23 protein-coding genes are annotated in these 25,039 nt (G+C 65.9%); 5 read left to right on the forward strand and 18 right to left on the reverse strand.

What is annotated here, in order from left to right:
• The first annotated feature begins 73 nt into the window (after nucleotides 1–73).
• On the forward strand, nucleotides 74–643 hold the full coding sequence (locus N7607_RS09915; protein ID WP_279866365.1) for a DUF1285 domain-containing protein: 570 nt from the start codon (nucleotides 74–76) through the stop codon (nucleotides 641–643).
• 30 nt (nucleotides 644–673) lie between these two features.
• Here N7607_RS09915 and N7607_RS09920 read toward each other — a convergent pair whose 3' ends face one another.
• The 11 genes from N7607_RS09920 to N7607_RS09970 all read right to left on the reverse strand — a co-directional run bounded on the left by N7607_RS09920 (nucleotide 674) and on the right by N7607_RS09970 (nucleotide 10,767).
• Nucleotides 674–1,066: an MAPEG family protein gene (locus tag N7607_RS09920; protein WP_279866364.1), complete on the reverse strand. Its 393-nt coding sequence runs from the start codon at nucleotides 1,064–1,066 to the stop codon at nucleotides 674–676.
• Nucleotides 1,067–1,113: 47 nt separating this feature from the next.
• Nucleotides 1,114–1,479: a VOC family protein gene (locus tag N7607_RS09925; protein ID WP_279866363.1), complete on the reverse strand. Its 366-nt coding sequence runs from the start codon at nucleotides 1,477–1,479 to the stop codon at nucleotides 1,114–1,116.
• An 18-nt stretch (nucleotides 1,480–1,497) separates the two neighbouring features.
• Nucleotides 1,498–2,115 (reverse strand): hypothetical protein, encoded by a 618-nt coding sequence (locus N7607_RS09930; protein ID WP_279866362.1) that lies wholly within the window; start codon nucleotides 2,113–2,115, stop codon nucleotides 1,498–1,500.
• Nucleotides 2,112–2,573, reverse strand: coding sequence for an HIT family protein (locus tag N7607_RS09935; RefSeq protein ID WP_279866361.1), 462 nt, complete (start codon nucleotides 2,571–2,573; stop codon nucleotides 2,112–2,114). Before N7607_RS09935 ends, N7607_RS09930 begins: the two co-directional genes overlap by 4 nt.
• 37 nt (nucleotides 2,574–2,610) lie before the next feature.
• Nucleotides 2,611–4,239 carry a BatD family protein gene (locus tag N7607_RS09940; RefSeq protein WP_279866360.1) on the reverse strand — a complete coding sequence of 543 codons (1,629 nt, stop codon included), beginning with the start codon at nucleotides 4,237–4,239 and terminating at the stop codon, nucleotides 2,611–2,613.
• Nucleotides 4,236–6,020, reverse strand: coding sequence for a VWA domain-containing protein (locus N7607_RS09945; protein ID WP_279866359.1), 1,785 nt, complete (start codon nucleotides 6,018–6,020; stop codon nucleotides 4,236–4,238). The genes N7607_RS09940 and N7607_RS09945 overlap by 4 nt, the downstream gene beginning before the upstream one ends.
• Nucleotides 6,020–7,039: a VWA domain-containing protein gene (locus N7607_RS09950; RefSeq protein ID WP_279866358.1), complete on the reverse strand. Its 1,020-nt coding sequence runs from the start codon at nucleotides 7,037–7,039 to the stop codon at nucleotides 6,020–6,022. The genes N7607_RS09945 and N7607_RS09950 overlap by 1 nt, the downstream gene beginning before the upstream one ends.
• Nucleotides 7,032–7,529, reverse strand: coding sequence for a DUF4381 domain-containing protein (locus tag N7607_RS09955; RefSeq protein WP_279866357.1), 498 nt, complete (start codon nucleotides 7,527–7,529; stop codon nucleotides 7,032–7,034). Before N7607_RS09955 ends, N7607_RS09950 begins: the two co-directional genes overlap by 8 nt.
• The gene (locus N7607_RS09960; RefSeq protein ID WP_279866356.1) at nucleotides 7,526–8,467 is read right to left on the reverse strand and encodes a DUF58 domain-containing protein; all 942 of its coding nucleotides are present in this window, start codon (nucleotides 8,465–8,467) and stop codon (nucleotides 7,526–7,528) included. Before N7607_RS09960 ends, N7607_RS09955 begins: the two co-directional genes overlap by 4 nt.
• 88 nt (nucleotides 8,468–8,555) lie before the next feature.
• Nucleotides 8,556–9,515: a MoxR family ATPase gene (locus tag N7607_RS09965; RefSeq protein ID WP_137971839.1), complete on the reverse strand. Its 960-nt coding sequence runs from the start codon at nucleotides 9,513–9,515 to the stop codon at nucleotides 8,556–8,558.
• 397 nt (nucleotides 9,516–9,912) lie between these two features.
• Complete coding sequence (locus N7607_RS09970; RefSeq protein WP_279866355.1) at nucleotides 9,913–10,767, reverse strand: DUF1353 domain-containing protein; 855 nt, start codon at nucleotides 10,765–10,767, stop codon at nucleotides 9,913–9,915.
• 226 nt (nucleotides 10,768–10,993) lie between these two features.
• On the opposite strand from N7607_RS09970, the gene N7607_RS09975 reads away from it, so the two are divergent.
• Entirely contained in the window at nucleotides 10,994–15,856 is a 4,863-nt protein-coding gene (locus N7607_RS09975) for an NAD-glutamate dehydrogenase (RefSeq protein ID WP_279866354.1), read from the forward strand.
• Nucleotides 15,857–16,096: 240 nt separating this feature from the next.
• Nucleotides 16,097–16,822 (forward strand): type 1 glutamine amidotransferase, encoded by a 726-nt coding sequence (locus tag N7607_RS09980; RefSeq protein ID WP_279866353.1) that lies wholly within the window; start codon nucleotides 16,097–16,099, stop codon nucleotides 16,820–16,822.
• 206 nt (nucleotides 16,823–17,028) lie between these two features.
• Here the strand turns inward: N7607_RS09980 and N7607_RS09985 are convergent, their stop codons facing one another.
• Nucleotides 17,029–18,135, reverse strand: coding sequence for a DUF2855 family protein (locus tag N7607_RS09985; protein ID WP_279866352.1), 1,107 nt, complete (start codon nucleotides 18,133–18,135; stop codon nucleotides 17,029–17,031).
• A 74-nt stretch (nucleotides 18,136–18,209) separates the two neighbouring features.
• Here N7607_RS09985 and N7607_RS09990 point away from each other — a divergent pair, with 74 nt between their 5' ends.
• Entirely contained in the window at nucleotides 18,210–18,857 is a 648-nt protein-coding gene (locus N7607_RS09990) for a TetR/AcrR family transcriptional regulator (protein WP_279866351.1), read from the forward strand.
• An 82-nt stretch (nucleotides 18,858–18,939) separates the two neighbouring features.
• On the opposite strand, the gene N7607_RS09995 is transcribed toward N7607_RS09990, so the two are convergent.
• The 6 genes from N7607_RS09995 to N7607_RS10020 all read right to left on the reverse strand — a co-directional run bounded on the left by N7607_RS09995 (nucleotide 18,940) and on the right by N7607_RS10020 (nucleotide 23,132).
• Nucleotides 18,940–19,341, reverse strand: coding sequence for a GFA family protein (locus tag N7607_RS09995; RefSeq protein WP_279866350.1), 402 nt, complete (start codon nucleotides 19,339–19,341; stop codon nucleotides 18,940–18,942).
• A 26-nt stretch (nucleotides 19,342–19,367) separates the two neighbouring features.
• Complete coding sequence (locus tag N7607_RS10000) at nucleotides 19,368–19,526, reverse strand: DUF2986 domain-containing protein (protein WP_279866349.1); 159 nt, start codon at nucleotides 19,524–19,526, stop codon at nucleotides 19,368–19,370.
• A 387-nt stretch (nucleotides 19,527–19,913) separates the two neighbouring features.
• The gene (locus N7607_RS10005; RefSeq protein WP_279866348.1) at nucleotides 19,914–20,222 is read right to left on the reverse strand and encodes an NIPSNAP family protein; all 309 of its coding nucleotides are present in this window, start codon (nucleotides 20,220–20,222) and stop codon (nucleotides 19,914–19,916) included.
• An 840-nt stretch (nucleotides 20,223–21,062) separates the two neighbouring features.
• Entirely contained in the window at nucleotides 21,063–21,878 is an 816-nt protein-coding gene (locus N7607_RS10010; protein WP_279866347.1) for a hypothetical protein, read from the reverse strand.
• A 73-nt stretch (nucleotides 21,879–21,951) separates the two neighbouring features.
• Nucleotides 21,952–22,770, reverse strand: a complete 819-nt coding sequence (locus N7607_RS10015) for a cytochrome c (RefSeq protein ID WP_279866346.1) — start codon at nucleotides 22,768–22,770, stop codon at nucleotides 21,952–21,954.
• An 8-nt stretch (nucleotides 22,771–22,778) separates the two neighbouring features.
• Nucleotides 22,779–23,132, reverse strand: coding sequence for a rhodanese-like domain-containing protein (locus N7607_RS10020; RefSeq protein WP_279866478.1), 354 nt, complete (start codon nucleotides 23,130–23,132; stop codon nucleotides 22,779–22,781).
• Between the two features lie 643 nt (nucleotides 23,133–23,775).
• On the opposite strand from N7607_RS10020, the gene N7607_RS10025 reads away from it, so the two are divergent.
• Nucleotides 23,776–24,981 (forward strand): acetyl-CoA C-acetyltransferase, encoded by a 1,206-nt coding sequence (locus tag N7607_RS10025; RefSeq protein WP_279866345.1) that lies wholly within the window; start codon nucleotides 23,776–23,778, stop codon nucleotides 24,979–24,981.
• Nucleotides 24,982–25,039: the final 58 nt, after the last annotated feature.

Below are 25,039 nucleotides of genomic sequence, written 5' to 3' on the forward strand. Positions count from 1 at the left end.
ACGCATTACCGAGCGCAGCCACTTTTAAACTGAACCTGGCCACCATACTGTCGGCTGGACAAGGAGACACCGCATGACCGATCCGGGCAAGGCCGGCGACCTGTTGGCGCAGATTCCCAAGGGCGAGGGCAAAGGCCTGCCGCCCGTGCACCTGTGGAACCCGGATTTCTGTGGCGACATCGACATGCGCATCGCCCGCGACGGTACCTGGTACTACCTGGGCACGCCGATCGGGCGCAAGCCGATGGTCAAGCTGTTCTCCACCATCATCCGTCGCGACGACGACAAGTACTTCCTGATCACCCCGGTGGAGAAGGTCGGCATCATCGTCGACGACGCCCCCTTCGTGGCTGTGACCCTGCAGGTGATCGGGGCGGGCGAGGCGCAAGTGCTGCGCTTCACCACCAATGTCGACGAGGAGGTCGAGGCCGGGAGCGAGCATGCGCTACGGGTCGAGATCGATCCCGCGACCCAGGAGCCTGCGCCCTACCTGCATGTGCGGCGCAACCTGGAGGCACTGGTGCATCGCAATGTGTTCTATCAACTGGTGGACCTGGCGGTGGATCGGCAGATCGACGGGCAGACCTGGCTCGGCGTCTGGAGCGGGGGAGAGTTCTTCCCGATTGGGCCGCAGCCGGAGTAAGCCGCTACGCCTCGTCCCAGGCTTAGCGGCTTAGCGGACCTGTAGCACGACCAGCCAGAGTCCGAGCGCGGCCAGGAAGTTGATCATAAACACCAGGCCACGCAGCCGGATGTTCGTGGTGAAGATCTGCACGCCGCTGTGGATCAGGCGCCCCGCGATAAAGACCCAGGCCAGGACAAGCGCAATAGCGCTGTCCGTGCCGCTCTGCAGGAGCAATAGGCAGGCGACATGGAACAGCAGCGGCCACTCGAACTGGTTGGACAGGTTGGCGCTGATGCGCGGCTCGACCGCGGCCCAGGGGTTGGAGCCGTCTGCGCGCTGGCCTATGCCCCATATCTTCGGAGCCCGCGCCACGGTGAGCAGAACATAGAGTAGCGAGGCGAGCGCTACGTGAGCGGCCATCGGCAGAATCAACGATTGCATCGGGTAGTCCTTTTCGGCGATGTCTGGATCGGCACGGGCGCGGCGTGCTAGATATTCTGCGCGATACGCCAGAGCACCCCGCTCGGGTCGAACAGCACGAATTCGCGCATCTTCCACGGCTGATCCACCAGATCGCCCATACGCACGCCGTAGCGCTCAGCCAGGCCCGACTCGCTGACATGCCGATGCCAGGCATCCACATCCTCCACCAGCAGGTGCATCACGAAGTTTTCCGCCTGCTCGCGCACGTAGAAGTCCTGCAGCAGGAAGCTGCTGTTACCGTGGTGAAAATAGGCCACACCGTGGCCGTCCGAGGCCATGCGAAAGCCCAGGTCTTGGTAGAAGGCTTTGGAGCGCTCGAAGTCTTTGGCCGGCACGAAGGCTTTGATTTCCGTGGTGTTCAGATTGCCCATGGGAGAACTCCTTGACGATCAGTACAGGTCGGTACGTTTGCTCGGTTTCACCGCCTGGAAGAAGCTGTAGCCCAGACCGATATCGGTGATCACGCGGGTGCACACGGCGGGGATGGCGATCAACGCGTGGATCAGCATGGCCACCGCCGCATAGGTGCCGAACTCGACGATACGCAGGGGCAGCGGTAGCGGGTCGCGACGGCTTTCCAGCAACTCCTGGCGCAAGGCGGGCAGGTCGGCCCAGTGCTCGCCGTCGATCTTCTCGCGCATGGCCAGCGGGTACAGGTTGCGGCTGCGGCAGCCACGGCGGAAGGCGCGCCACATACGCTTGGACTCCAGCACCAGGCCGGTGGAGAGGGCGATCAGGTTCATGGTGCCGAGCAGCGGCGAGTTGAGCATCGAGCCCGTGCCCAGCTCCCAGGCGCTGACCTCGCCCTCGCCGATGCGCCCGGTGCTGTAGCCGGTCGTCACGTGGTGCAGGTCGTGGTACTTGAGGTAGACGTGGCGCGTTTCGATGTTCGGCAGCGGCACCAGCAGGCAGCCGGTATACACCGGTACGGTGCAGGCCTGGCGGTCGGCGGTGTCGCTGAAGCCGCAGCGCCGGTAGAAGGCGGCGAGTTCTTCCTTGAGGGTCATGGGCGATCCCCGCGAATGTGTCGGGCCAGTTCGGCGAGAGCGTCGTCGTCGGCACGTTGGTAGTCGTGCGAGGAAAGATAGCCTTCGTACTGTAGGAAATACTTGTCCACCTTCGACTCGATTGGCCGCCAGGCTTCGGTGCTGGCCGTGCCGTGCATGGGCGCCAGCTTGCTGTGCACATGGTCGACGCCAAAGCCTTCGAAGAACAGGCCGGTGCGGCCCACGCCGTCGAGTCGGCTGTCCAGCAGTTGGGCGACCTTCTTGCTGGCGAGCAGCAGTTTGCTCAGGGCTGCGTCCGGCATGGCGAAGGCGTAGCTCGGGTAATGCTGTCTGGGAATCACCACGCTGAAGCCCGGCGTGTTGGGGTAGATGGACAGGAACGCCAGGTGCTCCTCGTCCTCCCAGATCTTGTGGCACGGGGCCTGGCCAGCGGCTATCGCACAGAAAATACAGGTCATCGGCAGGGCGTCCTTGCTCTGGTAGTTGCGTGAGAGGTCAGCGTGGGTACAACGGCGGCAGCGGGCTGGCTTCCTGCGGTTTGGCCGCGGCTTCCAGGGCCGGCAGGCTGCGGATCGCCTTCCACAGACTCTCGCCTTGCCATTGGTGGCCGCTCTCGCTGTACAGCGCGCCATTGAGGCCATCGAGGGCGTCGGACAGGGTGGCGAAGCGTGCGGCCATGTCCGCCAGGGTTTCCGGTTGCTGGCGGGCCCAGGCGTCCAGGGCCTGGCGGGTGGCATGAGGGTCGTTGGCCAGGCAGGCGCGTTTGAGATCGTCGAGCAGGGTGCGCGGGCTGGGGCCGGTCTGCGCGGTGGGCAGGATCGCCGGCTGGCGGCGGGCACGCCACCACAGGCCGAAGCCCAGGGCGGTGGTCAGGCCGAGCAAAGCGCAGGCCAGCTGCCAGGGCCACAGCAGCACGTTACCGTTACCAACCAGGGCGGGCTGGCCGGTGGTCGTGGGCTCCACTTCCAGGTTCGGATTGACTGCCACCTCCAGGGTGCGTGCCGGCAGGCTGGCGACTTCCAGGCGATCCTCGGCGACGTTCCACCAGTGCACCTGCACTTCCGGCAGGGCGATGCGTCCGCTCTGGCTCGGCACCAGGGCCTGGCTTTCCTCGCGACTGCCGATCAGGCCCTTGTCGTTGGTCTCGTTGCGCAGCTGCGGCTGGTCCGGGTAGCGGCGCAGGCCGGGGCTGTCCTGCACCGGCAGGGGAGGCAGCTGGGCGCTGGACAGGCCCTCGGCGCGCAGCATGATGCTGCGGGTCAGCGAATCGCCGACGCTGGCCTTGTTCGGCTCCGGGTTCCAGGCCTCGCTCAGGCTGAGGTCGCGGGCCGGCAGCCAGGGCGCGTCGGCCGGCCAGCTGGCGGGGCGTGGTTTGACCGTCAGCGGAATCTCCGGTGACTGCACCCGGGTCAGGCGCCCCGGACGCGGGCCGAAGGGGTTGTAGTCGTTGTCGCGCACGGCCGGGGTGGCGCTGAACACCTGCGACGGAATGGTCAACTGGCCGCTGTGCTGGGGGAAGATCGCGTAGCGCAGCTCGATCACCCCGTGGCGCACGCCGTTGACGTCGGTCTCGAAGGTGCGTGGGTCGCCCAGTTGCTCGACGCGGGCGTCGGGGATGTTCAGCGGGGTCAGGCTGCTGTCGTCGTACAGCGACACCGAGTGGTAGATGCGCAGGGTCAGCAGCACCTGGGCCTGCACGTAGATGCTCTCCTGGTCCAGGCTGGCGTCGATGAAGATCGGCGCCATTTTGCCGCTGCCGCTGGCGTCGCCCTTGACCACCTGCAGGGTGATCGGCTGGCTCTCGGCATCGCCCAGCTTGAGCGGTGGTACCACCACGTAGCCGCTCTGCAGCGGCAGCAGGGTGATGATCCAGCGGGTGCTGGAGCGCGCCTTGCCGCCGAAGGAGGACAGGCGGTTTTCCTGGCGCGTGCTGACCACCTCGAACTGCTGCCTGAGCGGTTCCAGATCGGGCATGCCGAACTGGGTGACGTCCTCCGATTCGAGGATCAGGTCGAAGGTCTCGCCCTCGTTCAGGCGTGCGCGGTCGACGGTGGCGGAGAAGCTGGCGGCCCAGGCCTGGGTGCCGATCAGGCAGAGGAGGAGGGCGCAAAGCAGGCGATTCATCGGGACTGTTCCTGGCGCTGCTGTTGTTCGTAGAGGAATTTGCGCCGCAGCAGCTCGCCCGGATCGTCCGGAATCTGCCGCAGCCATTGTTCCAGCGCATCGCGCTGCTCGCCGTCCAGCGGCTCGGCGCTGGCGGTCTGGGTGGCGTCTGCCGGCTTGTCGCCAGCGCCCGCCTGCTGTTCGCCGGGCTGGGCTTTCTGGCCCCGGCCGTCCTGCTGGCCTTCCTGGCTCTGTGGCTGTTGCGACGGCTGCTGCTGGCCTTGCTGGTCCTTCTCTTGGCCCTGTTCCGCTGACTGCTGCTGATCGGCTGGCGATTGTTGCGGCTTCCCGTCTTGCGACTGGCTGGAAGAGGACTGCTGCTGTTGCTGGTCCTGCTGTTGCTCGTCGCCCTGCTGCGATTGCTGTTGCTGTTGCTGCTTTTGCTGACGCAGCAGCTGCTCGACCAGCGCCTTGTTCTGCTGCGCCGGCTGCAGCTCCGGCTGGCGCTCCAGGGCCTGGTCGTAGGCGTCCAGCGCCGCTTCCAGCTCGTTGCCCTTGGCCAGCGCGTTGCCACGGTTGTAGTGGGCGCTGGCGCTGTCGGACTGGGCGAAGCGCTCGGCGGCGCCGGCATAGTCGCCGGCGCGGTACAGCGCCTCGCCCTGCCATTGTGAATCGCGAAAGCGCGCAGCCGCGTCCTTGGGCTTGTCCGCCTCTAGCAGGCGCTGGCCCTGCTGGTCCGGGCGCAGCCACAGGTCGTCCCAGCCCAGGGCGTAGCTTGGTTGCGGGCTGACGAACAACAGCAGCGGCAGGCAGAACAGCCAGCCGCGGCGTCCGGCGCAGGCGGCGATCAACAGCAGCGGCAACAGCAGCCAGTGGCCCTGGTCGGCCCAGGCCTGCAACTGTGTCGGTTCGGCGCCTTCACGCAGTTCCTGCGGGCCGTCGAGCAGGTCCAAAGCCTGCAGATCGCGGTCGTCCAGGCGCGCGTTGCGGTACTGGCCGCCCAGCTCGCTGGCGAACTGGCGCAGGCCGGCACTGTCCAGGCGCGGCACCAGGATGGCGCCGTTGGCGTCCTTGAGGAAGCTGCCGTCCTCGCCACGGATCGGCGCGCCCTGGGGCGAGCCGATGCCGAGTATGGCCAGGCGCTCGCCGCGGCTACCGAGGGCCTGGCGTGCGCCTTCGCGCTCTTCCGCGCTCATCTCGCTGCCGATCAGCAGCAGGCGGCCGCGACCCTGGGCGCCGTGGTCGAGCAGCTCCAGGGCGCGGCTAACCGCCAGATCGGCACGCCGCCCCGGCTCCGGCATGATCGACGGCTTGACCGCTTCCAGCAGGTTGCGCGCGGTGGCCAGGTCATCGGACAGCGGCACCAGGGTGTGGGCGCTGCCGGCATACACGATGATCGCGGTCTGCGCGTCGCTGCGCGCCTGCAGCAGGTCGAGCAGCTTGCGTTTGGCCTGTTCCAGACGACTCGGCGCGGCATCGGTGGCGAGCATCGCCGGGGTCAGTTCGAGCAGCACCACCAGCGGGTCGGCGCGTTTCTGGCTGGCCTGTTCCATGCGCTGCCAGCTCGGTCCGAGCAGGGCCAGCACGGCCAGCAGCCAGGCCAGGCCGAGGGCGATCCACGGCAGCTTGTTGCTGCGGGTGCGACCACCGGACAGCAGCACGGCCTGGAACGCGGCCGGCAGCAACAGCTGCCAGCGCCCGCTGCGCCTTTCCCGGTGCCACAGTTGCCAGAGCAGCCAGCCGAGCAGCGGCAGCAGGAGCAGCCAGAACGGGCGCAGCCAGTGCGGCCAGAGCATGTCCATCAGGCCTGCCCCCCGAAGCGCGCGGTCAGCGTCTGCCAGTGCTGCGGCCACAGTTCGCGGGCCACCAGCAGCAGGCTGATCAGCAGCGCGGCGGCCAGTGGCCAGGCATACAGGGCCAGCGCCGGGCGGGCGCGGGTCGGCAACTGGGCGGCCGGCTCCAGCTGGTCGAGGGCCTCCTCGATCTGCTGCAGCTCTTCGCTGGTGCGGGCGCGGAAGTAGGTGCCGCCGGTCTGCTCGGCGATGGCGATCAGGGTCGCCTCGTCCAGGTCGACGCCTGGGTTCAGCCCGAGCATGCCCATGATCCCGCTCTGCTCGGGATCGGCGCCGATGCCGATGGTGTAGATCTTGACCTTCTGCTCGGCGGCCAGGCGCGCGGCAGTCTTGGGTTCGATCTCGCCACCGTTGTTGGCGCCGTCGGTGATCAGCACCAGCACGCGGCTGTCTGCCGGGCGCTGGCGCAGGCGTTTGACGGCCAGGCCGATGGCGTCGCCGATGGCGGTCTGCGGCCCGGCGATGTTGATCAGCGCCTCGTCCAGCCAGGTGCGCACGGTGTGGCGGTCGAAGGTCAGCGGCGACTGCAGGTAGGCGCGGCTGCCGAACAGGATCAGGCCGATGCGGTCGCCGCGGCGGTCCTCGACGAAGTCGCCGAACAGCTTCTTCACAAGCTCCAGGCGTGAGATGTCTTCGCCTTCCCACTGCATGTCGTCATGGTCCATGGAGCCGGACACGTCCACCGCCAGCAGCAGGTCGCGGCCGCTGGCCGGCAATGGCAGCGGCTCGCCGACCCATTCCGGGCGCGCGGCGGCCAGCAGCAGGAACATCCACAGCAGCACGAAGGGCGCCTGCTGGCGCCAGGCTGGCTGGTTGGCGCGGGCGCGGCGACCGCTGAGGCCTTCCAGCTCGCCGAGGAAGCTGACCTTGAGCGCCGCCTCGCCACTGTCTGCCGCCGGCAGCAGCAGGCGCAGCAGCCAGGGCAGGGGCGCGAGGAGCAGGGCCCAGGGCCAGGCGAACTCAAACATGCTTGCGAATCCAGGTGTCGACGGCCTGGTTGAGGCCGTTGATGGCCTTGTCGTCGAGGCTGCAGTGGCTGCGGTAGGTGCCTTCCACCAGGATCATCCAGCGGGTCAGCCCGGCGGCCGGGCAGCGGCTGTCGAGGAAGGCCAGCCAGGCGCGGCCGCTGAGCACATGGCTGTTGTCGGTAGGGTAGTCGGCGCGGGCCAGGCGCTTGAGCAGGGCGTTGAGCTGCTGCAGCCAGGGGCCGGCGTGCTGGCCATCGTAGGGCCGCACCAGGCGCGCCAGTTCGGCCAGTGCGGCCTGGCGCATGGGGTCGAGCGGCTGTTCGCCTTGAATCGCCTGCTGCCGGCGGCGCGGCAGGTAGCGGCGCAGGTACCACAGGCCCCAGAGCAGCAGCGGCACAAGCACCAGCAGCGCCCACCAGCCAGGCGCCAGCGGCCACCAGGACACCGGTGGCGGAGCGATGGTCGGCTGTAGTTGGTCGAGCGGATTCATGCGCGCTTGCCCGCCTGCGGCCCGGTGAGCTGTTCGCGCAGCTGCTCCACCAGGTCATGCGCGGTGCTTAGCGCCAGCAGCGGCACGCCGAGCTTCTGCGCCAGGCGTTGCCAGCGCGCGCGGCGTTGTTCGGCCAGGCCGCTGTAGGCCACGCGCAGGTCGTCGCCGCGGGTGTCCAGCTCCAGCTGCGCGCCGCGTTCGACGAAGCGCAGCAGGCCGGCGTTGGGCAGGTCGTGGTCGAGCGGGTCGGACACCGGCAGCAGGAGCAGGTCGGTATGCCGTGCCAGCAGGCCGAGCTGCTGCTCGGCGGAATCGTTCAGCGCGCGCTCGTCGCAGACGATGATCGCCAGGCTGCCGGGGCGTAGCACCTCGCGGGCGCGGCGCAGGGCCAGGCCGAAGCTGTCGCGCTCGCCAGTGGCATCCGGGTGCAGGGCCTGGTTGGCGCGGGTCAGGCGGTTGAGCAGCTGTAGCAGGCTCTGTTTGCTGCGCCGCGGCTTGATTTCGTGGTGCTCGGCGTCACCGAATACCAGGCCGCCGATGCGGTCGTTGTGCGCCAGGGCGGCCCAGCCGAACAGGCTGGCGGCCTGGGCGGCGAGCACCGACTTGAACTGCAGGGCCGAGCCGAAGAACAGCCGGCGGCTCTGCTCGACCATGATGAAAATCGGCCGCTCGCGCTCCTCGTGGAACAGCTTGGTGTGCGGCTCCTGGGTGCGCGCGGTGACGCGCCAGTCGATGGTGCGCACGTCGTCGCCGGCCTGATACACGCGCACCTGGTCGAAGTCGACGCCGCGCCCGCGCAGCTTGGAGTGGTGCAGGCCGATCAGAGGGCTGCGCTTGGCCGGGGTGGAAAACAGCTGCACCTCGCGCACGCGGTGACGCATCTCGATCAGCTCGGCGAGGCTGACACGAATGCCCGGCGGGGTCGGCTGGATATGCATGGGATGGTCAGCCGCTAGCCCGGATGCAATCCGGGCGCGAGGTGCGGGCAATCCCGGATTGCATCCGGGCTACGACTTGCGGCTGCACTCAGGCCACCGCCACCACGTCGAGGATGCGCTGCACCACGCGGTCCTGGTCGATGCCGGCGGCTTCCGCCTCGAACGACAGGATGATGCGGTGGCGCAATACGTCGAACAGCACCGCCTGGATGTCCTCGGGGCTGACGAAGTCGCGCCCGGCCAGCCAGGCGTGAGCGCGGGCGCAACGGTCGAGGGCGATCGAGCCGCGCGGGCTGGCGCCGTAGGCGATCCACTCGGCCAGCTCGGCGTCGTGCTTGGCCGGGGTGCGGGTGGCCATCACCAGCTGCACCAGGTATTCCTCCACGGCGTCGGCCATATACAGGCCGAGGATTTCCTGGCGGGCGGCGAAGATCGCCTGCTGGCTGACCCGATGTTCGGGCTTGGCCTCGCCATTCAGCGCATCGCCGCGAGCCTGGGCGAGGATCTTGCGTTCCACGCTGGCGTCGGGGAAACCGATCTTCACGTGCATCAGGAAGCGGTCGAGCTGGGCCTCGGGCAGCGGGTAGGTGCCTTCCTGCTCGATGGGGTTCTGGGTGGCCATGACCAGGAACAGCGGCGACAGGTCGTAGGTGCTGCGGCCGATGGATACCTGACGTTCGGCCATGGCCTCCAACAGCGCCGACTGCACCTTGGCCGGGGCACGGTTGATCTCGTCGGCCAGCACCAGGTTGTGGAAGATCGGCCCCTGCTGGAACACGAAGCTGCCGGTTTCCGGACGGTAGATCTCGGTGCCGGTGATATCGGCGGGGAGCAGGTCGGGGGTGAACTGGATGCGGTGGAACTCGGCCTCGATGCCTTCCGCCAGTTCCTTGATGGCCTTGGTCTTGGCCAGACCGGGCGCGCCTTCCACCAGCAGGTGGCCGTCGGCGAGCAGGGCGATCAGCAGGCGCTCGATGAGCTTTTCCTGGCCGAGGATCTGGGTAGCGAGAAATTGCCGCAGCGCGACAAGCGCCTCACGATGTTCCATCGAGGATCTTCCTGGAAAGGGACTGACGGGTTGCCGAACTCACCCGATCGGATCAGGGGTCTGCTGCTGTTTTTTCACGGATCGCGTTGCTGCGAAAAAATGCGCCAGGCTAGGCGCAGGACGCAGGCAATGGTAATCCCCTTGCCAAGTCCTGCAACGACGCATGGCGCATTTTTTCGCGCAACCCGCAGGGACGGGCCGGTTTGTGAGCGGGACGTTGTTGCTCGTCGCTCATTTGGCGGACCAAATCTCGCTTCTCGCGCCTAGCCCCGCTCAAAAACCGGCACCGGCGCGACCGTGAAAAAACAGCAGCAGACCCCTCACTCTACTGCATCGGAGCGGCAACTGGCATGCCCTCGGATGGGCTCTGCCGACCAGTTCCGCTTGCGGGCGCGGCTCAAGCGGGCTGCCGCGCTTCGACCCGCTCTACGGCCTTCGGCCGGCTCGGGCCGGGCAGGACGCTGGTGCAGCGCAGGGTGCTGTTCCGCGGCCGTGGGCCACGTACATCCGGCGCACCGAACAGGCGCACCGCCAGGTAATAGGAGAAGGCCGGCAGCCAGAGCATGCCGGCCTCGCGCAGCATGCGGAAGAACAGCAGGTCGGCCTCGTGCTTGGCCACCGGCGCGGCGTTGAGGTACTGGTACAGCGCGTCGTGCACCAGGCTGGCCGGGTGGGTCAGCGGCCAGAACACCTCGGCCTCGCAGAGCTCGCCACCGTGCAGGTGCAGCACCCGGTGCGGCTTCTCCCACCAGTCCGGCACGCCGATGATCGCCAGCCAGTAGAACGGCACCTTGGGCGTGCAGCCGTCCCAGGCGTAGGTGCTCGGCCGGGCGAAGTCGTAGTGCACTTCCTGGCGCTGGGCGTCCAGGGTGGAGTGCCCCGGATTGACGATCAGCAGGCCGTCGTGGATCACCAGCCACTCGCCATAGAAGTAGCGCCCGGCGAACTCCGGGCAGTGGCGTAGGTAGGGCTGGTCGATGTAATTGAGCCAGGGCCCGCAGTGGTCGCGGCTGGCGAAGCCCCACTTTTCCTCGGCTGCGGCCAGGGCCAGGGCGGCTCGGCGCAGGCGTTCGCGGCGGCCGATCCAGCGCGGCAACAGCACGCCGAGGTAGACCGGCACTCCGGCCCACAGCAGCGGCTGGATCAGGCTCGGCCGCAACCAGGCCGCCAGGCCGAGCAGGGCCAGGCCGATGGCGGTGATCAGCAGGTTGCCGAAATGGATGAGCAGATGACGGCGGAGTGGGGACTGCATGGTTTCCCTACCGGACTACGTGGAGTCGCACCTTAGCAGCGGGGCGGCTGCAAGGCGATGAACGAATATGTCGCGCCGCCGCAATCCAGCTGCCATGGGCTGTCGCTAAGCTTGCCGTGACCTGATGGTCGCCCTGCGCCTGCCGAGTCCAGTCTATCGCCTAGACTGCTTGGAACCTCCGGCGCCGCGCGCCCAACTCGAATAACACGTCCAGTGGAGCATCAACATGGCGTTCTTCACCGCGGCCAGCAAAGCCGACTTCCAGCACCAACTGCAAGCGGCCCTGGCGCAGCACGTCAGCGACAAGGCGCTGCCACAAGTGGCCCTGTTCGCCGAGCAATTCTTCGGCATCGTCTCCCTCGACGAACTGACCCAGCGCCGCCTCGGCGACCTGGCCGGCAGCACGCTGTCCTCCTGGCGCCTGCTCGAACGCTTCGACGTCACCAAGCCGGTGGTGCGCGTGTACAACCCGGATTACGAGAAGCACGGCTGGCAGTCCACCCACACCGCGGTGGAGGTGCTGCACGCCGACCTGCCGTTCCTGGTCGACTCGGTGCGCATGGAGCTGAACCGCCGCGGTTACAGCATTCACACCCTGCAGAACAGCGTGTTCAGCGTGAAGCGCAAGAAGGGCGGCGAGCTGCAGGAGCTGCTGAGCAAGGGCAGCGCCGGCAAGGACGTGCAGCACGAAGCGCTGATGTACCTGGAGATCGACCGCTGCGCCAATGTCGGCGAGCTGCGTGCCCTGGAGAAGGGCATCCAGGACGTGCTGGAAGAGGTCCGCCTAGCGGTGGCGGACTTTGCGCCGATGAAGACCCGCGCCGAGCAGCTGCTGGCCTGGCTGGACAAGGCCAAGCTCAAGGTCGATGGCGCCGAACTGGCGGAGGTGAAGACCTTCCTCACCTGGCTGCTGGACAACCACTTCACCTTCCTCGGCTACGAGGAGTTCACCGTGGTCGACGAGAAGGACGGCGGCCACCTGGTGTACGACGAGGCTTCGCTGCTGGGCCTGTCCAAGCGCCTGCGCAGCGGGCTGAAGAAGGACGAGCTGCACATCGAGAAGGAGGCCCTGGATTACCTGCGCCAGCCGGTGCTGCTGTCCTTCGCCAAGGCCGCCACGCCGAGCCGCGTGCACCGCCCGGCCTACCCGGACTTCGTCTCCATCCGTGAGCTGGACGCCAAGGGCAAGGTGGTCAAGGAATGCCGCTTCATGGGCCTGTACACCTCGTCCGTGTACGCCGAGAGCGTCAATCGCATCCCCTATATCCGCCGCAAGGTGGCGGAAATCTCCGAGCGCTCCGGCTTCGACCCCAAGGCCCACCTGGGCAAGGAGCTGGAGCAGGTCCTCGAAGTGCTGCCGCGCGACGACCTGTTCCAGACCCCGGTGGACGAGCTGTTCAACACCGCCATCGCCATCGTGCAGATCCAGGAGCGCAACAAGCTGCGCCTGTTCATCCGCCGCGATCCCTATGGCCGCTTCGCCTACTGCCTGGCCTATGTGCCGCGTGACGTGTACTCCACCGAGACGCGCCTGAAGATCCAGCAGATCCTCATGGACCGCCTGGGTGCCAGCGACTGCGAGTTCTGGACCTACTTCTCCGAATCCGTGCTGGCGCGGGTGCAGTTCATCCTCAAGGTCGACCCGAAGAACCGCGTGCAGATCGACCCGGCGCGCATCGAGAAGGAAGTCATCCAGGCCTGCCGTTCGTGGAAGGACGACTACGCCAGCCTGATCATCGAGAGTTCCGGCGAGGCCCAGGGCACCCAGGTGCTGGCCGACTTCCCGAAAGGCTTCCCGGCCGGCTACACCGAACGCTTCGCCCCGCACTCGGCGGTGGTGGACATGCAGCACCTGCTCAGCCTGTCCGAGAAACGTCCGCTGGTGATGAGCTTCTACCAGCCGCTGACCCAGGGCGAACAGGAACTGCACTGCAAGCTGTACCACGCCGACACGCCGCTGCCGCTGTCCGACGTGTTGCCGATCCTGGAGAACCTCGGCCTGCGCGTGCTCGGCGAGTTCCCCTACAAGCTGCGCCGCGCCGATGGCCGCGAGTACTGGATTCACGACTTCGCCTTCACCACGGCGGAAGGGGTGAGCGTCGATATCCAGCAGCTCAACGAGACCCTGCAGGACGCCTTCGTGCGGATCGTCGAAGGCGCCGCCGAGAACGACGGCTTCAACCGCCTGGTGCTGACCGCCGCCATGCCCTGGCGCGATGTGGCACTGCTGCGTGCCTATGCCCGTTATCTGAAGCAGATTCGCCTGGGCTTCGACCTTGGCTACATCGCCAGCACCCTGGTCAACCATGCCGATATCGCCAAGGAACTGGTGCGCCTGTTCCGCACCCGTTTCTACCTGGCGCGCAAGTTGTCCGCCGAGGACCTGGAAGACAAGCAGCAGAAGCTGGAACAGGCTATCCTCGCCGCCCTCGACAACGTCGCGGTGCTCAACGAGGACCGCATCCTGCGGCGCTACCTGGACCTGATCAAGGCCACCCTGCGCACCAACTTCTTCCAGAACGGTGCCGACGGCCAGGCCAAGCACTACTTCAGCTTCAAGCTCAGCCCGCGGCTGATCCCGGAGATCCCGCGGCCGGTGCCGAAGTACGAGATCTTCGTCTATTGCCCACGCGTCGAGGGCGTGCACCTGCGCTTCGGCGACGTGGCCCGTGGCGGCCTGCGCTGGTCCGACCGCGAGGAGGACTTCCGCACCGAGGTGCTGGGCCTGGTCAAGGCGCAGCAGGTGAAGAACGCGGTGATCGTGCCGATGGGCGCCAAGGGTGGCTTCATCCCGCGTCGCCTGCCGGTGGGCGGCTCGCGTGACGATATCCAGGCCGAGGCCATCGCCTGCTACCGCATCTTCATCAGCGGCCTGCTCGACGTCACCGACAACCTCAAGGAAGGCAAGGTGGTGCCGCCCGAAGGCGTGGTGCGCCACGACCCGGATGACCCCTACCTGGTGGTGGCGGCGGACAAGGGCACCGCGACCTTCTCCGATATCGCCAACGGCATCGCCCTGGACTACGGTTTCTGGCTCGGCGATGCGTTCGCTTCCGGTGGCTCGGCCGGCTACGACCACAAGGGCATGGGCATCACCGCCAAGGGCGGCTGGGTGTCGGTGCAGCGCCACTTCCGCGAGCGCGGCATCGATGTGCAGAAAGACCCGATCACGGTGATCGGCATCGGCGACATGGCCGGCGACGTGTTCGGCAACGGTCTGCTGCTGTCGGACCAGCTGCAGATGGTCGCCGCCTTCAACCACCAGCACATCTTCATCGACCCGAATCCGGATGCGGCGAAGAGCTTCGTCGAGCGCCAGCGCATGTTCGCCCTGCCGCGCTCGTCCTGGGCCGACTACGACACCAAGCTGATCTCCGAGGGCGGCGGCATCTTCCTGCGCAGCGCCAAGAGTATCGCCATCACCCCGCAGATGAAGGAGCGCTTCGACATCCAGGCCGACAAGCTGGCGCCCACCGAGCTGATCAACGCGCTGCTCAAGGCGCCGGTCGACCTGCTGTGGAACGGCGGCATCGGCACCTACGTGAAGTCGAGCCGCGAGACCCATGCCGACGTCGGCGACAAGGCCAACGATGGCCTGCGCGTCAACGGCAACGAACTGCGCGCCAAGGTGGTGGGCGAGGGCGGCAACCTCGGCATGACTCAGCTCGGCCGCGTCGAGTACGGCCTCAACGGCGGCGCCAGCAACACCGACTTCATCGACAACGCCGGCGGCGTGGACTGCTCCGACCACGAGGTGAACATCAAGATCCTGCTCGGCGAGATCGTCGCCGCCGGTGACATGACCGGCAAGCAGCGCAACAAGCTGCTGGCCGAGATGACCGACGCGGTCGGCAACCTGGTGCTGGGCAACAACTACAAGCAGACCCAGGCCCTGTCCCTGGCCGAGCGCCGCGCCCGCGAGCGCCTGGCCGAGTACAAGCGCCTGATGGCCGCGCTGGAAGCGGCCGGCAAGCTGGACCGCGCCCTGGAGTTCCTGCCCACCGACGACGAGCTCAACGAGCGCGCCGCCAATGGCCGCGGTCTGACCCGGCCGGAGCTGTCGGTGCTGATCTCCTACAGCAAGATCGACCTCAAGGAAGCCCTGCTGAAATCCCTGGTGCCGGACGACGACTACCTGGCCCGCGAGATGGAGACCGCCTTCCCGGCGCGCCTGACCGAGAAGTTCGGCGAGGCCATGCGCCGCCACCGCCTGAAGCGCGAGATCGTCAGCACCCAGATCGCCAACGACCTGGTCAACCACATGGGCATCACCTTCGTGCAGCGCCTGAAGGAGTCCACCGGCATGAGCGCGGCCAATGTCGCCGGCGCCTATGTCATCGTGCGCGATGTGTTCCGCCTGCCGCACTGGTGGAAGCAGATCGAGGCGCTGGACTACAAGGTGCCGGCCGAGCTGCAGCTGCAGCTGATGGACGAGCTGATGCGCCTGGGCCGCCGGGCCACCCGCTGGTTCCTGCGCAGCCGCCGCGAGGATCTGGACGCTGCCCGCGACGTCGGTCACTTCGCCCCGCGCGTGGTCGAGCTGGCCGGTCGCCTGGACGAACTGCTCGAAGGTCCGGCCCGCGAGCAGTGGCTGGCGCGCTACCAGAGCTTCGTCGAGGCCGGCACGCCGGAAGAGCTGGCCCGCGTGGTCGCCGGCACCAGCCACCTGTACACCCTGCTGCCGATCATCGAGGCCGCCGACGTCACCGGCCAGCCGGCGGCGGACGTGGCCACCGCCTATTTCGCCACCGGCGGGGCGCTGGAGCTGTCCTGGTACCTGCAGCAGATCACCAACCTGCCGGTGGAGAACAACTGGCAGGCCCTGGCCCGCGAGGCGTTCCGCGACGACCTGGACTGGCAGCAGCGGGCGATCACCATCGCCGTGCTGCAGATGGCCGACGGTCCGAAGGACATAGAGGAGCGGGTGAGCTTCTGGCTGGAGCAGCACAAGCCCCTGGTGCAGCGCTGGCTGGCCATGCTCGCCGAACTGCGCGCCGCCACCGGCACCGACTACGCCATGTACACCGTGGCCAGTCGCGAGCTGATGGACCTGGCGCAGAGCGACCAGCAGGGAGTGTGCATTCCCTGAGGCTTGTCACCCCTCTGTGCTTGTCTCCCCTCTCCCTCTGGGAGAGGGGCGGGGGGTGAGGGGCTGATAAGTTCTTCGGTCCCTCACCCGCCCTACGGCCCCCCTCTCCCGGAAGGAGAGGGACTGGCCTGTCTGTTCTGCCTCGGTTAGCCTGCTCCAAACAATTAAGTTCGCCAGACAAGGATGGTCCCGCATATCGGCACGGGCCTTGCCTTGCCAAGCGGACAACGGAGAGTAGTCATGACCGACATCCTGATTCTGACCCACGTCGATTATTGTGCTCCGGGCCACCTCGCCACCGTTCTGGATGAGCAGGGCCTCGACTTCACGGTGCTGCGCACCGACCTTGACGAGCTGAACGGCTTCGACCTGGATCGCCCCCGCGCGGTGGCGGTGATGGGCGGGCCGATGAGCGTCAACGACGACCTGCCCTGGATCGGGGCGGAAATCGCCGCACTGCAGCACTTCATTCGCCGCGACATCCCCATCATCGGCCACTGCCTGGGCGGCCAGCTGATCGCCAAGGCGCTGGGCGCCGCCGTGCACCGCATGCCCTACACCGAGGTGGGCTGGCAGCCGCTGGTGCGGCGCGACAGCGGCAGCCCATGGCTGGCGCACCTGCCCAAGGAGTTCCCCGTCTACCAGTGGCACAGCGATACCTTCGAGCTGCCCTCGGGCGCCGAGTGGTTGCTGTCCAGCCCCTGGTGCCCGAACCAGGCCTTCGCCTGGGGCGACAAGGTGCTGGCCCTGCAGGGCCATCCGGAAGTCACCGAGGGCCTGGTGCGCTGGTGGCTGCAGGACTGGGCGCACCTGCTCGACGAGACCCAGGCCAGCCAGCAGGGCCAGCGGCAGATGCTCGCCGACCTGCCGGCGCGCATCGCGTCGCTGAACAAGGTGGCCGAGGGCTTCTACCAGCACTGGCTACGCCTGGCCTTCGGCGAGCCGGTGGTGGCCCAGGCAGTCTGAAGCTCGCCCGGATGCCATCCGGGAGCTTTGCCGCGCCCACACCCCTCACAGCGCGCGGATAGATAGGGTGACCTCGATAGGCAGGGTTGCCGGATAGGCAGGGCGTACTCGCCGAAGGCAGTACACCAGCCGCCGCTCAGGCATCGCTCGGCTTCGAGTCTCGTCCGAAGGCGAGCAAGGCAACCTCCCTTGGCTCGCGCTGCTGATCAGTCCAGCACCACCGCATTGCCCGCCAGCGGGTCGATATCGCCGGCGATCAGCGCCTCGGCCAGCTGTTGCGCAGCGGGCAAGCCGGCATGCTCGTCCACCCGCATCCATGGCTTCTGCGCGTCGCCCACGCGGCGGATAAAGGCCAGTTGCGCCTCGTTGAACTTGCGGGTGACCTCGGCTGCGCCCCAGTCGGCGTTGCGTTTCTTGATCTGGTAGGGCGCGAAGTAGGGCTGCGGCTGCGGGCCGGGCAGCTGCGTGTCAGCAGCGCCGATATGCTCGTGGCTCTGCGCCGAGCCGGCGTAGCAGTCGTGCACCAGGGTGCCCTCGAAATGCCGGTGGATGCGCGCGCGCAGCTCGCGGTTGCCGGAGAAGTCCACGTACAGGGTCGGCCGGCTCGGGTCCAGGCTCTCCAGCTGGCTGTAGTCCAGCGCGCTCTGGTAGCAGCCGAGCTGTTCGACGAACCCGGTATTGCCCGCCGAGGTCAGGCCGACCAGCGCCACGCGCGGGTTGTCCTGCAGGCAGAAGGCGGTGCCGTAGGCGGTCTTGCTCGATGCGCTGGAGATCACCACCTGGCGCGCGCCGAAGAAGTCGTTGTCTTCGAGGAAGTCCGCCAGCATGAACGAGGTGATGAACAGCGGGCGCAACAGCATCTGGTAGTTCTCGTCGGCGGCGCGGTAGGCGGCGTCGGTGCGGGTGCGCTGGTACTGGTTGTACGCGGAGGTCAGCTCCAGGCGGTGGGCGGTGCCGTCGTAGAAGCCGCGCTCGCTGACCCGTACCGGCTGCATGACCACATGGCTGGCGATCGGCCAGAAGCCGTAGAAGCGCTCGCCTTTGGCCAGTCCCTCGACGGTGGATTGCACCACCTCGGCAAAGCCCCAGGCCGGCATGTGGAACCACTCGCTGTCGCCGGTCGGGTAGAAGTCCCAGTAGCGCAGGTGCGGAGTCTCGCCGAAGGCCGCGTAGGTGATGTTGTTAGTGGTCAGCGCCAACCGGCTGATGCGCAGCAGGGCCTCGCCCTCCTGCAGCGCCGGCAGCTCGCGGGTGTGGATGCGGGTCTGTTGCAGGTCGGCCTTGTTGTTCTGCAGCTGGCTGATCAGGGTCATCTGGGCACCTTGGGCTCGTGAATCGACGGGGAAATGACTGTAGCCTGTGCCCCCCAGCCCCGGGTTCGGATTCCATGACCAGCAAACCACCCGCCCAACCACAGCGCGCCAAGCCGCTCAAGCGCCCGACCCAGGCGCGGGCCAAGGTCACCGTGCAGGCGATTTTCGACACCTATGTTCGGATTTGGCAGCGCGATGGCTGGCAGCGCCTGACCACCCGCGCCATCGCGCTGGAGGCGGGTGTAGCGGTGGGCACGCTGTACGACTATTTCCCCAGCAAGCACGCGCTGCACTCGGGCTATGTGCGGCATTGCATCGAGGCGCTGCTGGAGCGCATCGAGGCGCAGGCGGTGCAGCCGGCGGGGCTGAGCTGGCGCGAGCGTCTGGGTCGCCTGGTGCAGCTGCTGGCCGGCCTGGATGGCGGCTTGCCCTGGTTCCACCCGGACATGCTGGAGCTGGAATCCCAGGTGGCCGAGCGCAAGCATCAGCGGCGTGCCTATGAGGATCTGCTCGGCGCCTGGCAACGAGTGATGGAGGCTTCGGTCGACCTGCCAGCGCAGCCGTCTGTAGCGACGCTGGAGGCGCTGCACCTGGCCGTCTGGGGTGGGCGGCGCTATGCGATGCTGGTGCAGCTGGAGCCGGAGCGCATGACGACGTGGGCTGAGGAGATGGAGCGCTTCTGTGCGCTGGCCATCGCCCCGAGCGGCGAGCCTGCGAAGTAGGGTGGACAACCGCGAAGCGTTGTCCACTGGCTGATCCGCAGCCTTCCGGTTTTTGGAGCGTTCGGCTATGCCGGCGGGTCCCTCACTCGGCTTCGTGCCGGGTCATGGCCGTCAGGCTTTGCGTCCAGGGCAGTGCCGAGCGACACCACTCCTGCTGGCGTGGGACCAACGCTCGGCGCTCGTCGAGGCAGCCGACGCGCAGGCCGTAGATCTTGGGGTGGTCTGCGTCATAGGTGTACAGGGGCGAGCCGCAATTCGGGCAGAACGCCTGGGCGCGTCTCGATCCGGCATCGCCGATCTTTACGTAGATGGACGGCTCTCCGCTGACCAACTGAAACGAGCCTTCAACCGCCGGCACCGACACGCGGTAGGCCGAGCCCGTGAGCTTCTGGCAATCGGTGCAATGGCAGATGCTGGTGCACTCGGGGTCGATCTGGGCTTGGTACTTAACGCCACCGCAGTGGCAGCTTCCATGAACGTGCATGGGCGGGTCTCCAACGCTTGGCGGGTTTAGCTCTCTGGAGTCGTAGCCTCCGGAGCGGTCTCGGCAGCGAGCTTCAGTCGGTCGGCTTTGCTGATGTACTTGTTCTTGCTCTTGGGGGCGAGCTTGGCGCTGGCCTTTTTGGCGTGGGCCTTGAGCAGTTGGTTGATTTTCTTACGGCGATTCATGGTTCAGCTCGGGCTTGTAGGTGCTTGGACATCGTTGGCTTGAAGTATGTGGCAGATCGAGGCGAGGCCCTTTTCCGTGTTGATTGAAGCATTGGTTCCGCCCTGCTGGGCGGGTCCCTTTTGGCAGTCGCCCCAAAAGGAACCAAAAGGTCTTGCCCCGCCATCCGGCCCTCCGCTTCGCTCCGGGTTCGTTCCCTCCATCGCCGCTCCAGGGGCCCGGCGCGAAGGGCCATCCCTGGCCCATCGCGCCTCTCGCGGCATCCATGCCGCTCAACCCCTTCCACGACGATTCCACTCACCCTTCTGAAGGGGCGTTTGGCGCTGCCTGATAGTTCTGTGTCTTCTCCACCGATAGCTCCCACGCTGAGCGTAGGAACGATCGGGCCATCAGGCAGTGAATACCGGCCGGAAGAAGGAGCGCTCGTAGCTCAGGATGCATTGGGTATCCGCAGCATATTTGAACGCGGCAATGCACTCGGGATCCGCAGCCGACTTGATCCGATACTGCTCGTACTCGGCCAGGCTGGGGAAGGTGAACATGGCGAGGCCTACGTTGTTGGCCCCTTCCGATGGCAGGAAATAGCCATGGTGCTGGCCGCCGAATTTCTCCACCAGCGGTATCCAGAGCTTTCCGTAATGCTCGAATTCTTTGAGCTTCTGCGGGTCGAGGATGTATCTGAGGTAGCAGGTAACCACTTGAATCTCCTTGTTTGAAAGGCTCGGACTGGTGCCGTTAGTCAGCGGCAGTTATCGATGTTACTGGTTTCGTGCCGTTGCTCGTTTTCGTGTTTGTTGGAGCATCTGTTCCGCCCTGCTGGGCGGGTCACTTTTTCCAAACGCGGAAAAAGTAACCAAAAACGCTTTGCCCCTGCATCCGGCCCTGCGCTTCGCTCCGGGTTCGTTCGCTCCATCGCCGCTCCGAGGGTCGGCTTACAAGGGCCGTCCTTGGCCCTTTAAGCCTCTCGCCGCATCCATGCGGCTCACCCCTCTACGCAACGATTCCGCTCACCCTCCTGAAGGGGCGTTTAGCGCTGCCTGACAGTCCTGCCTTCCCCGTAACAAGAGGACCCAGATAGTAGGAGCGAGCTCTGCTCGCGAAGCTTTTGCGTGCCTGATTCGCGAGCAGAGCTCGCTCCTACAGAGTTTTGCGAAACGTTCGAATAACAACCAAGCAACTCGGAGCCCGAGTCCCCGTCAGGAGGCCGAGTGGAGGTGCTGCACAGGGGGACGAGCCGCATGGATGCGGCGAGAGGCTTAAAGGGCCAGGGACGGCCCTTGTAAGCCGGCCCCCGGAGCAGCACCGGAGCGAGGGAAGTCTGGCCGTAGGCCAGACCCGGATGCCGGGGTGCGCTTTCTTTTGCTTACTTTTCTTTGCGCAAACAAAGAAAAGTGAGGCGCCGTAAGGGCGCAAAGCGTGATTCCAAATATGTAGAAAGTCTCGTGTCGCTCCGGTGGTGGACAAGCAGAGCGTTGCCCACCCTACGAACATCCAGGCTACTCGCTAAACCATGTCCGAGGCGATATGCGGATGGTCTGTCAATTGCAAACGAGTTTTGCGTCTTTCCAAAATTCGTCGCTTAAACTTTCCTGTTGGCAGTTCTCTATCGTGGCAATGATTGGCGCTAGTGATTCCAGCTTCAATGGGGGTAAGCCCTGGACTTGTACTTCGACAACACGCGCTGCCTTTATGTCTTTGATGTAAGGATCAATGACGGGGAAATCAAAGCGTACATAAGCCGATGTACGCTTGTCGCCGGTCCAGTCGCCGACAGCCAATGCCTTGCCTGTGAGTACATGCTGGCCATTTAAAGACAGGCTTGCCGCTGCTTCATCAACGCCTGGCTCCAACTGTTGATTACGGGTTGTGATTTGCAAAAACCATACTCCGTCCCGATATTTTCCCGTATCAGCCAACAGTGTCATATTTCGGCCGTTTTCTTCGCTTTGCCTTGCGGAGCACATTACAGAACTTAGCCTCTTAACGGCTTCAATCTGCCATCCTTGCACGTCTGGTAAATCGACCTCTAGCGCTGATGACCTCGCCTCCACAGTCGATTGGAATCCACTGGCAAGCAAGGAAATACAAATAAGGGCAAAGAGTTTCAATGTTGATATAGCAAAGCCATCCTTAAGGTGCACGGATTGGGTGGTTGTTTTAATTGGTGTATGGCAGTTGTGCTGGTGAGGATTGAGCATGGCAGCCTCGCGATAATAAGCGATATTTCTGCTGCATAAATTCACAGCAGTGTTTCGGGCTATACGCTTGTTTCTATGAATTGGGTTGGCTGCAAGTGAGTAAGTCGCGGTCGGAGTACGGCAGTTGTGAAGTTTGATGAGGGTAAGGCATTGCATGGCCACTCCTTGGCAGGTCGATAAGTATGATGCTTCCGCAAGCTAGCGCATCCGTTGAGCACGCGTAAAGCCACTACTGGCTGGCTTTGTGTTTTGCCATGTGCCCCAAATACCCAATCAATTCCCCCAACTCCCTATCACTCAAAACCTCCGCACTAAACCCCGGCATCCTCCCCTGCGGCCACTTTCGTAGGCTCTGTGGATCACGAATGTACTGCCGCAAGTAATCCCCCGCGAAATACTCTGTCGGGTTATGCGGAATATTCAAGTCGGGCCCGAAGTGCGAATCCCCCGCGCCGTTCAGGCGGTGGCAGGCCAGGCAGTTCTTCTGGAATACCGCGAACCCCGCCTGCACTTCGGGGCTGGCATTGGCTGCCGGGAGCAGGGCGGGGAAGCGTTGGGCGACTGGACTGAGCAGGCGGATGTGGGAGACCTGGAAGGGCCACTGCTCCGGGCCGATCTGCGCGGCCTCGGGGTTCTGCCACACCAGATAGAAAGGCCCGGCGCTGGGTTTGCCGGTGGCCAGGGCGGGCCAGGGTTGGGCCGGGTCTTCCACTGCCAGCCAGGCGCGGGCGCCCTGGGTGCTGAGTAGCGGGGCAGCGGGGAGTTCGGCGGCGAAGCCGTCCAGGGCCACGGCTTGCAGGTGGTCGCCGGGTTGCACGCCGTCGAGCAGGGTGGCTAGTGGCACGGCGCGATACTGCATGGTGCGCTTGTAGGCCACGTCGGCGGCGATCTCGATTTTCTGGGCCTGCGGGTGGCTCAGCAGTTGTTCGGTGCTCCAGCTGCGGCTGCCGCTGGAAAGTTCCAGTTTGAGTTCGGCGGCCCAGGCGGTGGGTGCCAGCAGGGCGGCAAGCAGCGGCAGGTGGGCGAGGCGTTTGCGCAGGGTGGGCATGGGGGGTGTCAGTCCTCGAGCAGGGGTTGCAGTTGTTCGTAGCCGCCGGCGTTGATCACCTGGGTGTAGCCGAGTTGTTGCAGTCGGTCCTGGGCGATGCCAGAGCGGCGGCCGCTGCGGCAGTAGAGGACGATGGGGGCGTGCTTGTCCGGGGCCACGGCGGCGATACGCTCGGCGATCTGTTCGTGGGGGATCAGATGGGCACCGGGCAGGGCGTAGCTGGCGAACTCTTCCTCGCTGCGCACGTCGATCAGCACGGTGTCGCTGCGTTGCAGTGCCTTCAGGGCGGCGGGTTTGTCGATGTCGCCGGCCTGCGCGGCGAGCGGCAGGCACAGGCAAAGGCTGAGCAGCAGGGTACGCATGGCGATGGCCTCGGGCATGGACGGATTTCCACGCTAGCACACAGGCGCCCGCGGCAGAGAGGGAGGAAGAGGGGATTGCAGGAGGGGGTTGTTCCGCAGCCCGAGCGCTACGGCATCGGGCCACGGCGGGGGAAGAACGATCAGCCGACCAGACGAGTCACGTTGGGCAGGATCAGGATAACGGTGGTGGCTAGGACGATAAGGCTCGCCTGCCGGTACTTGGCTTGTTTGAACATGATGCTACTGCCTTTGTTCTTGTTGGTATTTCGGCCAATGGCCTGCAGTTGCGTCGCAGGACGAGGCCAGAAATAACCGTGGCTCGGACAAAAAAGCCGCCCCGGCAAAACCCGGCGGCGGCACCTTGCACGGTTAATCCTAGGGGCCCCGTCACTTTCAGCTTAGACAACTTCGCTTCTACAAGGGGATCGGCAGAATCGCGTAGTTATTGACTCGGGGCTTTCCATGAGGCCCCGCGCCCTGAGCCAGACACGCCGCGGCCTTCAGCGAAACGCGGTGGTAAAAACAGACCGCTCGTCTGGGCCCAACGGTCAATAGGCCTGAGCGAATCGGTCATTGAGTCCTCGGGGCAGGCAATTAAGGTTATGCGACCCGGCATCCGCCGCTGCCTGTTACCGAGGACGTCATGACCGAAGCTTATATTTTCGACGCCGTGCGCACGCCGCGCGGCAAGGGCAAGAAGGACGGCGCGCTGCACAGCGTCAAGCCAGTCAATCTGGTGGCCGGCCTGCTGCGCGCGCTGCAGGAGCGCAACAGCCTGGACACCCGTCAGGTCGACGATATCGTGCTCGGCTGCGTGACCCCGGTGGGCGACCAGGGCGCCGACATCGCCAAGACCGCGCCGATGGTGGCGGACTGGGACGTCAGCGTCTCCGGCGTGCAGCTCAACCGCTTCTGCGCCTCCGGCCTGGAAGCGGTGAACATGGGCGCGATGAAAGTGCGCTCCGGCTTCGAGGACCTGGTGGTGGTTGGCGGCGTGGAGTCCATGTCGCGGGTGCCGATGGGCTCCGACGGCGGCGCCTGGGTGATGGACCCGGAAACCAATATCCACACCAGCTTCGTGCCGCAGGGCATCGGCGCCGACCTGATCGCCACCCTGGAAGGCTTCAGCCGCAGCGACGTGGACGCCTTCGCCCTGCGCTCGCAGCAGAAGGCCGCGCGGGCCAGCGCCGATGGCTCTTTCGCCAAATCACTGATTCCGGTCACCGACCAGAACGGCATCGTCATCCTCGACCACGATGAGTTCATTCGTGGCGACTCCACGCTCGAAGGCCTGGGCAAGCTCAAGCCGAGCTTCGAGATGATGGGCCAGATGGGCTTCGACTCCACCGCGCTGCGCGTGTACAGCCACGTCGAGCGCATCGAGCACGTGCATACCCCGGGCAACAGCTCGGGCATCGTCGACGGCGCGGCGCTGATGCTGATCGGCAGCCCGGCCAAGGGCAAGGAGCTGGGCTTGAAGCCGCGTGCGCGTATCGTCGCCACCGCGGTGACCAGTACCGACCCGACCATCATGCTCACCGGCCCGGCGCCGGCCACCCGCAAGGCCCTGGCCAAGGCTGGGCTGTCGGTAGAAGACATCGACCTGTTCGAGGTCAACGAGGCCTTCGCCTCGGTGGTGATGAAGTTCATGAAGGACATGGGCGTCTCCGAGGACAAGGTCAACGTCAACGGCGGCTCCATCGCCATGGGCCACCCGCTGGGCGCCACCGGCTGCGCCATTCTCGGCACCCTGCTCGACGAGCTGGAGAAGCGCGAGCTGCGCTACGGCCTGGCCACGCTGTGTGTCGGCGGCGGCATGGGCATCGCGACCATCATCGAACGCATTTGAGCCTTGTAGGGTGGATGACGCGAAGCTCATCCACCAGAAGTCGCCCCCGGTGGAAAAC

This window comes from Pseudomonas sp. GD04019, from assembly GCF_029837695.1.
GTDB lineage: Bacteria > Pseudomonadota > Gammaproteobacteria > Pseudomonadales > Pseudomonadaceae > Aquipseudomonas.

Bases quoted from the DNA above. Each gene is read 5' to 3' on its own strand.
- N7607_RS09960 (WP_279866356.1), bottom strand. From the start codon at position 8,467: ATGCATATCCAGCCGACCCCGCCGGGCATTCGTGTCAGCCTCGCCGAG.
- N7607_RS10025 (WP_279866345.1), top strand. From the start codon at position 23,776: ATGACCGAAGCTTATATTTTCGACGCCGTGCGCACGCCGCGCGGCAAG.
- N7607_RS09925 (WP_279866363.1), bottom strand. From the start codon at position 1,479: ATGGGCAATCTGAACACCACGGAAATCAAAGCCTTCGTGCCGGCCAAA.
- N7607_RS09990 (WP_279866351.1), top strand. From the start codon at position 18,210: ATGACCAGCAAACCACCCGCCCAACCACAGCGCGCCAAGCCGCTCAAG.
- N7607_RS09980 (WP_279866353.1), top strand. From the start codon at position 16,097: ATGACCGACATCCTGATTCTGACCCACGTCGATTATTGTGCTCCGGGC.
- N7607_RS10020 (WP_279866478.1), bottom strand. From the start codon at position 23,132: ATGCGTACCCTGCTGCTCAGCCTTTGCCTGTGCCTGCCGCTCGCCGCG.
- N7607_RS09930 (WP_279866362.1), bottom strand. From the start codon at position 2,115: ATGACCCTCAAGGAAGAACTCGCCGCCTTCTACCGGCGCTGCGGCTTC.
- N7607_RS09935 (WP_279866361.1), bottom strand. From the start codon at position 2,573: ATGACCTGTATTTTCTGTGCGATAGCCGCTGGCCAGGCCCCGTGCCAC.
- N7607_RS09995 (WP_279866350.1), bottom strand. From the start codon at position 19,341: ATGCACGTTCATGGAAGCTGCCACTGCGGTGGCGTTAAGTACCAAGCC.
- N7607_RS09970 (WP_279866355.1), bottom strand. From the start codon at position 10,767: ATGCAGTCCCCACTCCGCCGTCATCTGCTCATCCATTTCGGCAACCTG.
- N7607_RS10000 (WP_279866349.1), bottom strand. From the start codon at position 19,526: ATGAATCGCCGTAAGAAAATCAACCAACTGCTCAAGGCCCACGCCAAA.
- N7607_RS10010 (WP_279866347.1), bottom strand. From the start codon at position 21,878: ATGCAATGCCTTACCCTCATCAAACTTCACAACTGCCGTACTCCGACC.
- N7607_RS09965 (WP_137971839.1), bottom strand. From the start codon at position 9,515: ATGGAACATCGTGAGGCGCTTGTCGCGCTGCGGCAATTTCTCGCTACC.
- N7607_RS09975 (WP_279866354.1), top strand. From the start codon at position 10,994: ATGGCGTTCTTCACCGCGGCCAGCAAAGCCGACTTCCAGCACCAACTG.
- N7607_RS09915 (WP_279866365.1), top strand. From the start codon at position 74: ATGACCGATCCGGGCAAGGCCGGCGACCTGTTGGCGCAGATTCCCAAG.
- N7607_RS09985 (WP_279866352.1), bottom strand. From the start codon at position 18,135: ATGACCCTGATCAGCCAGCTGCAGAACAACAAGGCCGACCTGCAACAG.
- N7607_RS09945 (WP_279866359.1), bottom strand. From the start codon at position 6,020: ATGGACATGCTCTGGCCGCACTGGCTGCGCCCGTTCTGGCTGCTCCTG.
- N7607_RS09955 (WP_279866357.1), bottom strand. From the start codon at position 7,529: ATGAATCCGCTCGACCAACTACAGCCGACCATCGCTCCGCCACCGGTG.
- N7607_RS09950 (WP_279866358.1), bottom strand. From the start codon at position 7,039: ATGTTTGAGTTCGCCTGGCCCTGGGCCCTGCTCCTCGCGCCCCTGCCC.
- N7607_RS09940 (WP_279866360.1), bottom strand. From the start codon at position 4,239: ATGAATCGCCTGCTTTGCGCCCTCCTCCTCTGCCTGATCGGCACCCAG.
- N7607_RS09920 (WP_279866364.1), bottom strand. From the start codon at position 1,066: ATGCAATCGTTGATTCTGCCGATGGCCGCTCACGTAGCGCTCGCCTCG.
- N7607_RS10015 (WP_279866346.1), bottom strand. From the start codon at position 22,770: ATGCCCACCCTGCGCAAACGCCTCGCCCACCTGCCGCTGCTTGCCGCC.